Annotated in this window: 9 protein-coding genes; 2 read left to right on the top strand and 7 right to left on the bottom strand. The window is 71.7% G+C overall.

Annotation, left to right across the window (positions count from 1 at the left end; all coding sequences use genetic code 11):
* Nucleotides 1-4 precede the first annotated feature (4 nt).
* On the top strand, nt 5-3754 hold the full coding sequence (locus tag ACIA8L_RS37155) for a tetratricopeptide repeat protein (protein ID WP_395911980.1): 3750 nt from the start codon (nt 5-7) through the stop codon (nt 3752-3754).
* Between the two features lie 7 nt (nt 3755-3761).
* Here ACIA8L_RS37155 and ACIA8L_RS37150 read toward each other — a convergent pair whose 3' ends face one another.
* Entirely contained in the window at nt 3762-5654 is a 1893-nt protein-coding gene (locus ACIA8L_RS37150; RefSeq protein ID WP_395911978.1) for a hypothetical protein, read from the bottom strand.
* 161 nt (nt 5655-5815) lie between these two features.
* On the opposite strand from ACIA8L_RS37150, the gene ACIA8L_RS37145 reads away from it, so the two are divergent.
* On the top strand, nt 5816-8545 hold the full coding sequence (locus ACIA8L_RS37145) for a hypothetical protein (RefSeq protein WP_395911977.1): 2730 nt from the start codon (nt 5816-5818) through the stop codon (nt 8543-8545).
* A gap of 51 nt (nt 8546-8596) precedes the next feature.
* On the opposite strand, the gene ACIA8L_RS37140 is transcribed toward ACIA8L_RS37145, so the two are convergent.
* From ACIA8L_RS37140 to ACIA8L_RS37115, 6 genes are all read right to left on the bottom strand, one after another.
* Nucleotides 8597-8932, bottom strand: coding sequence for a hypothetical protein (locus ACIA8L_RS37140; protein ID WP_395911975.1), 336 nt, complete (start codon nt 8930-8932; stop codon nt 8597-8599).
* Nucleotides 8933-8947: 15 nt separating this feature from the next.
* On the bottom strand, nt 8948-10528 hold the full coding sequence (locus ACIA8L_RS37135) for a hypothetical protein (RefSeq protein WP_395911973.1): 1581 nt from the start codon (nt 10526-10528) through the stop codon (nt 8948-8950).
* Between the two features lie 12 nt (nt 10529-10540).
* The gene (locus ACIA8L_RS37130; protein ID WP_395911971.1) at nt 10541-10882 is read right to left on the bottom strand and encodes a hypothetical protein; all 342 of its coding nucleotides are present in this window, start codon (nt 10880-10882) and stop codon (nt 10541-10543) included.
* Nucleotides 10883-10944: 62 nt separating this feature from the next.
* Nucleotides 10945-11244, bottom strand: a complete 300-nt coding sequence (locus tag ACIA8L_RS37125) for a hypothetical protein (protein WP_395911970.1) — start codon at nt 11242-11244, stop codon at nt 10945-10947.
* Nucleotides 11245-11260: 16 nt separating this feature from the next.
* Nucleotides 11261-11581 (bottom strand): hypothetical protein, encoded by a 321-nt coding sequence (locus tag ACIA8L_RS37120; RefSeq protein ID WP_395911968.1) that lies wholly within the window; start codon nt 11579-11581, stop codon nt 11261-11263.
* Nucleotides 11582-11618: 37 nt separating this feature from the next.
* Nucleotides 11619-12233 carry a hypothetical protein gene (locus ACIA8L_RS37115; RefSeq protein WP_395911966.1) on the bottom strand — a complete coding sequence of 205 codons (615 nt, stop codon included), beginning with the start codon at nt 12231-12233 and terminating at the stop codon, nt 11619-11621.
* Nucleotides 12234-12293: the final 60 nt, after the last annotated feature.

Raw genomic sequence — 12293 nt, 5'->3', positions numbered from 1 at the left:
CGGTATGACCACTCGCGGCGAACCGCTGGACGTGACGCTGTCCGTTTCGGACTCGGCGGTACGGCTGGCGGGCGCGGGTGTGGACGTGACGGCGGACCACGGCGGGGTGCGGCCGGGGCTGCGCAACGCGCTGCACGACGTCCGGCTCGAGCGGACCCGGCAGACCGGCCTGCCGTCGCGCCCGCGCGATAGTGGGGCGGCCGTCCGCGACCTGTCACCGGAGGTGAGCGACCGGCCCGGGCTGGTGTCGCTGCGCCGGGCCGGGCAGCTCCTGGCGGAGTCCTTCCTGCCCGCCCCCGTCTCGCAGGCACTGCGGAGCCTGGTGGAGCGGGCCGTCGCCGGCCACGCCGCGCTGCGGATCGGGATCGACGCGCCGGATCTGGCCGGGCTGCCGTGGGAGGCGCTGCCGGAGCCGGTGTCGGGTCTGCCCTTGGCGCTGCATCCGCAGGTAACGGTCTTGCGGCGGTCGGCGTCGAGCGAGCCGGCGCGGCTACCGGGGCCGCTGCGGATCGTGGTGGCAATCGCCTCACCGGAGACGGGCGGCGGCCCCTTGCTGGACTACGAGCAGGAGCTGCGGGCGGTCCTGGCCGCGGTCCGCCCGGCGCGGCGCAGCCAGGCCCAGGTCGAGGTCGTACCGTTCGCGACGACCCGGGCCATCCGGGCCGCGCTGGACGGGCCCGGCGGGGTGCACGTGCTGCACATCTCGGCACACGGCAAGCCCGGCGCCCTGCTGCTCGAGGACGAGGACGGCGCGGCCCGCGAGGTCACCGCCGACGAACTCGTCGAGGAGGCGATCCCGCCCGGCCGGATGCCGCCGGTCCTCGCCCTCGCCGCGTGCTACACGGACGTCGCCGGCGAGGAGCAGGGTTCGTCGTTCGCGGCGCGCCTGGCCGCCCGCGGGGCCTGCGCGGTCATCGGCACCCAGACCAGCGTCACGGACCGGTACGCGACACTGCTGTTCGCCAAGGTGTACGCGGAGCTCGCGGCTTCCCGGGACCCCGACGTGGTGCGGGCACTGACCGACGCCCGGCGGCTGGTCCAGCGCGAACTGCTGCAGGCACCGAGCCCGGCCGCGCGGGCCCTGGCCGGCATGGACGAGTGGGGTGTCGTCACCCTCCTGGCCAACGCGCCCGCCCTGCCGGTGATCGACCATCGCGCGCCGCCGGTGGTCGTGTCCGCCCCGCGCACGGCCCAGTGGGGCCCGGTGGCCGCCCGGCCGGTCGGCCAGTTCGTCGGCCGCCGGTCGCTGCAGCGGCGGCTGCCCTCCGTGCTCGGCGGCGACGAATACGCGGGGCTGGTCCTGCACGGCATCGGCGGGGTCGGCAAGACCACCCTGGCCGCGGAGATCCTGCGCCGCACCGTCGAGGCCGACCCGCAGTGGCGGGTGGCGACGCTGTTCGGCGCCATCACCGCCGACCAGGTCCTGGCCGAGGTCGCGGCGGTGGCCCGCCGGGAGCTGGTCGTGCGCGAGACCGTAGCGGGCCCGGCGACCGTCGCCGTCCGCGCCGCCACGCGGGTCGACCTGCCCCTCGCCGACCGGTTCGCGCTGCTGCGCGAGCACCTGCTGGACGAGGTGCCGGTCCTGCTGGTGCTGGACAATTTCGAGGACAACCTGACCGCCGGCGAGATCATCGACGCGGGCCTGGCCGAACTCCTGGCCGCCTGGGCTTCCGCACCTGCCCGCAGCCGGCTGCTGATCACGTGCCGGCATCCGGTGCCGCTCGGCGGGCTGCTGGCCGTGCCGGTCGGGCCGCTGACCGCCGCGGAGACCGGGAAGCTGCTGTGGTCACTCCCGCACATCGACCGCTGCGTGGAGACGGACACGGTCGGCGAACGGATCTGGCGGGCGGTCGGCGGGCATCCGCGGTCGCTGGAGTACCTCGACGCGCTACTCGGCCAGGGCCAGGGCCGCTTCGACGACATCACCGACCGGCTCATCGACGCCGCTTCGGCCCGGCTGGGGACGGACCGTTCAGCGGCGTGGCTGGCACAGGACCGCACCCTGGACGCCGCGGTCGCCGACACGGTCACCCTGGCCGCCGACGACATCCTGCTCACCGAACACCTCAACCGCCTCGCCACGATCCCGGGCGCGATGGAGGTGCTGATGGCGATCAGCGTGTACCGCGAACCGATCCCGGCCATGGCCTTGTCGTTCCACGTCGGCGTCCCCCGCCCCGAGGACGAAACTCCCCAGCAGGAAACGACCGCCGACAACATCACGACATTGCTGGCCCGCAACCAGCTCACGATCGACCAATTGGACATTGCCTTGGCCGAGGACTCCCCACTCAAGGCCGGCGAGCGCGACACGCTGCAGCACCTGTTGAGCGAGTTCCTCCAACCGCCGCGGCCGCCTTACACCGAGCCAGCAGCGCTCGCCGCGTTGTTGCAGAACCTGGTCGGCACCAGTCTCGTCCATCACGACACCGACCATGACCTGGTGTTCATGCATCGATGGACCGCTACCGAATTGCACGACCGGTGGCGCCCCACAGCCACGCTCGACCCGGGAAAAGGCCCGTTGCGCCGTGCGCATCACACCGCCGCCGAATACTGGCAGTGGCACGTGCAGTTCTGGCCGCAGAACCGCGACGCCAACCTGCACGACCGATTCGAAGCCCGCCACCACCTTCTCGCCGCCGGCGACCTCGACGCGGCCGGTGCCGTCACCGAATCGATCTGCGCCCGCCTGCAAGACACCGGAGCCTGGGACCAGGCCGCCAGCCTCATCGACGAGACCCTACGCTGGCTGCCCACCGCCTCCGCCCGCCGCCCTGTTTACATTCACACGCTTGGTGTTCTTGCGCACCGTCGCGGTGACCTTGCAGAGGCCGAACGCCGCTTTCAGCAATCCATCGCCATCAACGAGCAGCTGGGCAACCAAGCGCGGCTCGCCGACAGCTATGGAGAACTTGGCAATCTTGCCTACAGCCGGGGTGACGACGCGGAGGCCGAACGCCGCTATCAGCAGGCGCTCAGCATCGCTCAACAGCTCGGCGACCAGAACGGCATCGCCTTCGGCCATCACCAACTGGGCATGCTCGCCCACCGCCAGGGCGACTATGCCGGGGCCGAACACCGATACCGGCAATGCATCAGCATTAAAGAGCAACTCGACGACCTAATTGGCCTCGCCCGCAGCTATCACCAACTCGGCCTGCTGGCCCACGACCAAGGCGACTACGGCATGGCAGAACAGCACTACGAGCGGGCGCTCAGCATCAACCAGCGGATCGGCAACCGGGCTGGTCTGGCCTACAACCTCGGACAGCTCGGCAACCTTGCTCACAACAGGGGTGACTACGCCGAGACTGAAGCGCGCTATCAGCAAGCGCTCAGCATTCATCAACAGCTCGGCGACCAGGCCGGCATCGCCATCGCCTACCACCAACTCGGCCTGCTGGCCCAGAGGCGAGGCGACTACGCAGAGGCCGAACACCGCTGCCAGCAGTCGCTCAGCATCGAACGGCAGCTCGGCAATCAGGTCGGCATCGCCACCAGCCTGAGTCAGCTCGCGAACCTGCGTGTCGTGAGCGGCCACAACGACTCAGCTGTACCCCTGCACATCGAAGCGCTCGCCATCAGACTCGCCGTCGGCGTGCCGCAGGTCGCCTACGACATCGGCCGACTCGTCCAGATCCGCGATGAGATCGGGAGAGCCGCATTCGCCGATGCGGCCAAGGCTGTGCTCGATGGCGAGTCGTACGACAACCTCGTCGCGATGCTCGACCGCGCATCGCTCGCCGATTGAGCGCGGATCAGGGTTGCAGAGGTGGGCGGAGGTAGACGGTGTTGCGGGTGCCGGCCGCGGAGAGGGTGCGGGTGAAGAGGCCGTGCATGCGGGGGGACCACTCCGTCCAACCTGGACGGACGCGGGCGGCCATCGTGTTGAAGGTGCGGGCGTCGCCCGTGGTGGTGAGCCAGGCGCTGACGCGGCGGGCGAGTTCGTTGTTGCCGATCATCGGGCGCATGAAGGCGGCCGCCGTCGTCACCTCTGTCACCGCGCCGGTGGTCGGGCTGATCCGCAGGGCGATGCCGGCCCGGCGGGTGGCGGCAACCTCCTCGTTCATCACGCCCGGGATGACCGGGGCGACGAGCGCCGGGTCGGCGGGGAGGCCGGCGTCCGCGAGCACGGCGGCGACCAGGTCCGGCTGCCAGCCCGCGACCTCGTAGTACACCTTCACGCCTAGGCGGCCGTCGGGAGCCAGGCCGAGGCCCAGTTCCTGGCAGAACCCGTAGCCTTCCAAGCGGTTGAGCAACGAGAAGGCCGGCGCCGACGGGGGCAGGCCGAGCCGTTGCAGGGCCGCGGCCACCCGTTCCAGGGCGCGGCCGTCGGCCAGGTCGTGGTGCAGGCTGGAGAGGTACACCTTCAGTACCTCGCCGCCGGCCGGGGACGCGTCCGCGCCGGCCCAGACCCAGAAGCGGCAGCCCTCCGGCACGGGGAGGGCCGGGTGCACCATGGCCTCGACGGCCGGGCGGGCGGCGGTCCACGCGGCGGTGCAGTCGAGCAGCGCCGCGGTCCGCCCGAGCGCCTCGAGGCCGCTGAGCGCCCTGGCGTAGGCCGGCAGGACGGGGTTGCCGATCTCGACGGTGTACCGCAGCGCGGGCGGCCCGTCGGTGGCGGACAGTTCCAGTGGGAGACCGCCGGCCAGGCCGGACAGCTGCGCGCTCGGCCACGGCGCCGGTGCGGTGAACGTCTCCCGTGTCAGTTCGGCGAAAACGGCGGCGGCGCGGTCGGGGTCCAGGCCGATGTCGGCGGCCACCGTGGCGATCACCCGGTCGTACAGCAGGCCGGCCTCGGAGCGCTGCGGCGGCCCGGCGAAGTCACCGGCGGGCAGGTCGGGGCCCGCGGCCAGCAGCGCGCGCAACGCTGTGGCCGTCGTGAAGACGCCGCGGGCGTCGAGGCTGCGTTCGTTGATGCCGCCGCCGCTCGGGTCGGGGACGAGGAGTTCGGCGTCGCCGCCCCAGCCGCCGGTCGGGCGTTCGGCCGACAGCAGCGGGTGCGCGTCGGCCGGGCCGTCGGTCAGCGCGTAGGCGTGCAGCCACACCGCGTGGCCGAACGCCGTGGTGGGCGGGCGGACGGGGGCGGGTACCGGGGCCAGGCCCGGCCGGCCCGCGACCGCCCACGCCTCCAGGGCCAGGACCGTCGGGTAGCCGTCCTCCGCCCACCAGATGCTCGTCCACCGCCCCGGCGGCCGCAGCCAGCCGGCGATCAACTTCGTCCAGCCCGCGGCCAGCTCGGCCCGGTCGAGGGTGCCGGCCTCATACCGGGCCAGCAGCGCGGCGGCGCTGACGTCGGGGGTCGGCTCGGACCAGTGGCCGGCCCGGTACACGTCGGCGTATGTGCGGTACCCCGTGTCGCTCTCGTGTTCGGCCAGGAAGGTCAGGGCCGACTGTGGCACGGGGCGGCCGCGGGCGGCCAGGAGGCGCACGGCCCACGCTGTCGAGTCGGCGTCGGGGGCGACGTTGCCGTGGTAGCCCCAGACGCCGCGCGCGCCGGCCGCGCCGAGCAGCCAGTCCGCGGCGGCGTCGGCGCCCTCGGCGGCGGCCGCGCGTACGGCCGGAGGGAGGTGCCCGGACCGCGCGGCGGCGGCCAGTGCGGTGCCGGCGTAGCCGGTGACCCAGGCGTCGGAGGTCCCGACGGCCACCATGAAGTCGCTCCAGCTCCCCCGCGGATGCTGCAATCGACGGAGATGGTCCACCGCCCGTGCCGCTGCCTGCATGCGCTCCCCCAAACCACACGACCTGCAACTATCGACGTGCATGGCAGAATACGGGGATCACGGGGTGCATACCGACACGGGGAGCGTCGATGGGCGATTTTTCGCAGGAGTCGTTGGTGGCGGCCGCCGGGGTGGACCCCTGGAAGCTGCAGGCCCAGTTCGCGGCCGGGGATCCCGAAGAGATCTACGCGATGGCGAAGGGGTTCAACCAGGCCGCGTCCCAGCAGGGCGACGCGGTCACCCTGGCCACCAAGGGGCTCGAAACCGCCGGTGACGGCTACAAGGTCGACAATGCGACCCCGATCGATGTGAACGCGCAGGTCAGCGAGGCGTCGAAGTCGCTGGGCAACAAGGGCGAAAACCTCGGGAAGATCGCGCGGCTGCTGTCCGAGACCGCCAGTGACCTCGCCACCCGCACCACCACCGCCAACACACAGGTGCAGACGCTGGTCAGCGACGTCAACGGGATCATCGGCGAGTGGAACGCGGAAGTCCGGCGGATGCACAACCTGCCGGAGTTCCAGCAGGACCGGCAGTCGTTCATGAAGCCGTACCTGGACCGCGCGGTGGCGAAGGTCAAGGCCACCGGCGGGCCGCTGAAGACGTCCATCGCCGAATACGAGAAGTATCTGGCCGATCACCTCAAGGCGATGGCCGACCTCGGGTACATCCCGCCGAACGCGCTCGACGAGGGCCCCGGCGACGTCGACGTGCCCGACCCGACGGCCGCCGCCAACGGCACCGTCGCGGCGACGAAGCTCGGCGACCCGAACGCCGCCAAGGCCGCCTTCGACCAGAGCACCCAGTATCTGGACCTGCTGAACAAGAAGCAGAAGGCCGGCGTCGCGCTCACGGAGGCGGAGAAGAACTGGCTGAAGGGGTACTACGAGACCCTGACCCCGCACTTCGGCGAGATCAAGGACTGGGCCGACAAGACCGCCGGGGTCAAGCCCGGTGCGAAGCCGGACCAGAAGGACCCGTTCGTCCAGATGGTCAGCCGGGTCGGCGACGGCTTCCTCAACCTGTCGCAGAACGTGCCCTATGACGAGCTGCCGAAGTCGGCGCGGGACATCATCGCCAGCAACCTCGGCGTCACCGACCCGGCGAATCAGGTCGGCTTCTTCGCCACCCCGGGCGAGCGGCACCTCGGCGACTCCTGGCCGCCGAAGACCGACCCCGCGCTGCTGGCCGCGGCCGGGTTCACGGGGCTGCTCAACGACTACTCCAGCGACAGCGTGAAGCCGAGCAACGACCTGGCCTCGCACATGAAGGACGCGTCGCTGCGCTGGAAGCAGCAGATCAACGTCATGTACGCGAACTACAAAGCCGACTACCCGATCGCGCACGCCTACGGGTACGCCGGCAAGGAGCTGACCGAGGCCGAGTTCAACAAGCTGATGCCGGACGAGCTGGCCTCGGACGGGCTCGGCGTGGTGGCCCGCAACCGGGACTTCACCAACGACTGGATCGTGCACAACGCGGCCGAGCGCCGCGAGGTCATGGGCATGAACTGGCAGTCCGGGCAGGGCGCGGCCGACGTGATCCTGTCGGCGACGATGCGCGGGCACGGGCTCGACGACAACCGGGCGGCGCAGGCCGGTCTGGCCATCGTGCAGGACGCGTCGACCGACTACGACGGCCTGGCGAAGATGGCCAACACGAAAGTCAAGGGCGCGATCGCGGACGTGGGCCTGGTCTACGTCGACTCGTTCTCCAACTACGACACCGGCCCGGACGGGGTCACCACGATCACGCTGCCGGACGGCTCGAAGGTCTCCGGTTTCACGATGACCGACGCCACCCGCGGCAACTTCCTGAAGTTCGTCGCGGCCAGCGATCCCGCCATCTACCAGCACTTCCGCGAGGGCACGCTGACCCGCGGCAGCGAGTATCTGCAGATGGCGATGGCGGCCGGGCACACCGACCCGCACGACCCCGAGTACATCAAGGCGATGAACAACGCCGTGCGGCTCAACGGCATGACCGACGGCGCGGCGGCCGCGGTGCTGCTCGACGCGGCCCGTGACGGCGCGAGCGCGGACCAGCAGAAGAAGATGGCCGAGGACCTGGCCTACGCGCAGGCGATGTCGGACTACAAGGTGAAGCAGGGCTACGTCGAGGGCGTGAGCACGCTGTTCGACCTGGCCGGCCTGATCTCGCTGCCGACCGGGGCCGGGGTGGCCCTGGACGTCGGCTCGACCGCGTTCGGCATGATCACCGACGCCGCCATCCAGGAGCCCGAGGCACCGGACCAGAACACATACATCACCAACCTGCAGGGGTACATCGGGGACCTCGCCAACGCACAGACAGCGGATGCGGCCGCACATGCCCGGGCCACGGACAACATGGTCGCGATGACGATCGACGCCAACACGAAGGCCGGCCACCCGATCACCTACACCGACGCCTCGGGCAACGTGGTCGCCGTCCAGCAGGACTCCGACGGGCAGTATCCGGAGTCGGTGGTCCAGGACATCTACAACAGCCAGCAGCCCTACACCCAGCAGCTCGGCGGGCACACGATCGACCAGCTCATCGGCGGCGGGGCGTCGGACAAGGACTCCCACGGCGGCGGCTCCAACAGCCAGTTCTCCCAGTCGGCGTCGGGGTCGGGGCCGCTGCAGGTCGGCTCGGTCGGCGACGCGGGCGGCAACTGGTCCAACACCGACGACCAGTACCGCATCTACTACGGCGACGAGACCCGCTTCCAGTATCACGAGCCGACCCAGTGGGACGGCGCCTACGTGGACAAGCAGGTGCCGGACAACAAGGGCGACACGAAGACCACCGACCCGTCGGTGCCGGCGGCCGGATAGGCGAAAGGGGGGCCGCGCGAGCGGCCCCCCTTGCTACAAACCAAGCACTGTCTAGACCATGCCGTCGGCCACCGACTGCGAGACGCCGTTCTGCGCGGCCACGGTGGTCACCTGGGTGAGGGTGTCGCCGGCGTCGGCGGTGACGTCGGCCCGCTGCCCCGAGACGTCGGTGTTGACCGATGCCGTCGTGGCGCCCTTGGCGTGCTCGGCCTTGGCCTGGTCGAGCACGTTGGCGAGCGCGCCGGCCGGGCCGACGTCGCCGAACGCACCGGCCGAGACGAGGGTCCCGTTGACGGTCTGCCCGGCCGTCTCGGCCGTCTGGCTGGCCTGCCGGCTGATCCGGCCGCCCTGCCGCAGCTGCTCGGTGTCGTACTGCATGTCCGCCACGCCGGCGCCCCTCCCCTAGTCCTCGCCCAGCACGGACGGCGCCGCCTGCTGGCCCGACGACCATACATCGTCCTCGACCAGCCAGTCGGGCCGCTTGCGCCGCTTCTCCCGCCGCTCGTCGGCGGCACCGGCCTGGGTGGGCGGCAGGTAGGAGTTGCGGCCGCCGGCCTGACCGGACGTGCCCCGGCCGGCGACCGGCTCCATCGGCTCGCCGGGCAGGCGACCGGCCCGGCCCCGGGACGTCGCGTTGGCCCGGGCCGCGGCACCGGACCCGGCACCCAGCATCGGCTCCTCGGCGACGCCGCCGCTGAAACCGCGGCCGCCACCGCCGCCACCGCGGCCGAGGGTCCGGGCCAGGCCCCGGTTGGTCCAGGTCGACTCCGGCTCGGTGATCAGCGACCGGCGCCGGTTGGCGCCGCGGCCGCCGTCGAGCCCGCCGGCCATGCCGCCCTGCATCGGCGGCACGAACGGCCGGCCGCCCTGGCTGGCCTCCTTGAGCGCGAGCTGCTCGGCCGCGTAGGCCTTGGCCGCCATGCGGTCCGCGGCCTGCTGCTGCAGCTGCAGCGCGGCCGGGTTGCCGGGGGCCAGGCTCGGCGGCTGGAGACCGCCGTAGAGGCCGGTCAGCCCGCCGCCGCCACCGCCTCCGCCGCCGGCGAGCGCCGGGGTGAGGCCGGGTGCGCCGCCGAGCAGGCCGGTCGCGGGGTTGCCGCCGTCGAGGCCCTCGAGGCGGTTGGCGTACTGCTCGACGTCGCCGAACGGCTTGCCGGTGACCGGGTCGATCCAGCGGCCGGTGGTCGGGTCGAACTCCTGGCCGGTGGTCGGGTCGATGAGGTAGCCGGTGCGCGGGTCCTTGACCCAGCCGGCGAAGTCACCGTCGCCCGGCGCGACCACGGACGAGCCCGGGAACTGCCCGTTGCCGACCTGTGTGCCGTTGCCGGTCGTCGTCGTCCCCGCGCCGACGGTACCGACGCCGACGATGGCGGCCGCCGCGCCGTTGCCGTTGCCATTGCCGTTGCCGTTGCCGTCGTTCGACACCGGCTGAGCGCCGCCGCCACCGCCGTTGCCGCCGCTGCCGCCGGCCCCGTTGTCGGCCGAGCCGCTGCCGGCCCGGGTCGGTGCCGAGTCGAGCGCACCGGGCTGGAAGGCGTTGTAGGCCGCCGTCCACTTGGTGAGCTCGGCGTTGAGCACCTGGGCGGCCTGGTTCTCGCGGCGCTCGATGGCCTGCGCGCGGCCGACCGAGAGCGCGCCCTCGGGCCCGACGATCCGGTCGACGTCCGAGCTGAACGCGTAGCTCTCCTCGTACATCGTCATCTGGGCCTGGCTGCCGGTGGTCGACGCCTTGGAGAGGCCCTCGGCGACTTCGGTGGCGTAGCCGCTGACGTTGTTCATCCAGCCGGCCACCGGGACGGCCCGGTCGCCGAAGTTCTGGTACGGCTCGCCGTACTGCGCGGTGACCTTGTCCGCGGTGCCGCGCAGGTGGCCCGAGGCCGTGCGCAGCGCCTCGGCGAAGTTGCGCCAGGTGGTGGCCACGGACTCGAGCGAGTAGGGCTCACCGCTCTCGATCTTTTCCTTGGCCGTCCAGTAGTCGTAACCCATGTTCGCTCCGGTCTACTCGGGCACGCGGCCGTGCCGGGCCGCCGCCTGGGTGGCCGGGTCGACGGCGTGCGCCAGCTGCGCCGCCGCGAGCGTGCGGCTGGCCAGGTCGGTCATGTCGATCCCGACCTTCTCCAGCTCCGCGGCCATCGACTTGTAGGCCGCCGACAGCCGGGCGTATGCGGCCGGGCCGCCGCCGATGTCCCCGAAGGCGGCCTCCGGGATCAGGTTGCTCAGCAGCTGCGCCTGCAGATCGGCCGGCTTCTGGTTCTTGCGGATCTCCTCCGCGGCCTGCTCCAGCCGGAGCGGGTCGAAGACCTGCCGGCCGTTGTCGGTCCATCCGTACGACTCGCCCACGTCTTCCCTCCAGGCGACCTGACCTTACGGGCCGGGTGATCCCCGGCCCGTTCCCCGTGTGTTCAGCCGGCGATGACCCGGCTCATCTGCTGGTTGGTGTCGACCGAGATGTTGCCGACGTTGTGCACCGCCTGCTTCTGCTGGTTGAGGTCGGCGGTGTACTGCTGGGTCTTCTGGTGGTACTGCGCGGAGCGCTCGTCGAGCGAGGAGCCGGTCAGCGCGTCGAGCGCCTCGGAGACCACGCCGCTGAGGCGGGTGCGCACACCCTCCCAGATCCGGTCCCAGTCGGCCTGCGAGTTGCCGGTGATGTTCGCGATGTTCGCGATGTCCTCGTTCTTGAACTCGATGTAGCTGCTGGTCATGGCGATGAGCCCTCTCTCACATACCCGACGCGACGGACGCGCCGGCACCGGCACGGGCGGCCTGGGTGGCCTGGTCGGAGCCGGCCTCCGCGGTCGCCCGCAGTGCGGCCAGGTCGGCCTGCAGCTGGCCCAGCGTCTCGGACAGGGCCTTGCCGCCGCCGCCGAGGCCGGAGAACGTCGACGAGGTGATCTGCCCCGCCGGCGCGCGCATGGCCGCCTCGCTGAGCCCCGCCTGGGCGAGGATCTTCTGGGTCACGCCTTCCATCTCCTGGATGGCGCTGCTCACGACGCTCTCGGCGGCCTGCACGGCGGCCAGATCGATCTTTGCACCGGACACTTCGTACCCTCCTCAGGGTTGGTTCCTTGCCAGTCGGTCACTGCAGGGCCGAGCACGACTCCGTCAGGTGGTCCTCCGCGGTGCGGGCCTTCGCGTAGACGGCCAGCACCGTGGAGTCGTCCTTGGCCTTGGCCGCCGCGACGGCCGCGGAGATGGCCGCGTCGGCGTCCGCGAGGTCGCTGTAGATGACGAAGCTCTCCGGCACCTTCGCGTCCTTCAGCCGGGACCGGGTCATCGCGATACCCCCGTGATAGCCCTCCGTCACGCTCGCCGTCTCGGCCCACGTGTCGTCCGGCACCTTCTGCCCTCGCTGCACCCACTTGACCTGGTTGGAAGCCCACGAGGCGGCGAAGATGTGGATGTCGCCCTGGGCATAGGTGCAGGTCGAGCCGGAGATCGGCGCGACGCCGGCCGGCCGGGTGAGATTGCGCGACGGCGGTTTGGTGTACGTCGCCGAGGGTGCCGCCGAGGCGGCGGGCGTGGTCGCGGAGACCGCTGGAGCGGCCGGCGTCGAGGTCAGGCCGACGCTCGGCGCCGTCTGCGGTTCGGACGCGTCCGAGCACGCGGCGGCGAGTGCGAGGACCGTCCCCGCCGCGCCCGCCGCCCGCAGAATAGTCAAGACCTTGAACAAACCGGCACCCCCGTCAGACACCTCTGTCAATATATCGGCCCTGGGCAACCGCTTGGGGCCATCTAAAGATTTACCTGAGGA

Origin of the sequence: Dactylosporangium sp. NPDC051541, assembly GCF_044454505.1 — a bacterium.
Taxonomy (GTDB): Bacteria; Actinomycetota; Actinomycetes; order Mycobacteriales; family Micromonosporaceae; genus Dactylosporangium.
This window is presented reverse-complemented; position numbering and strand designations above follow the sequence as displayed.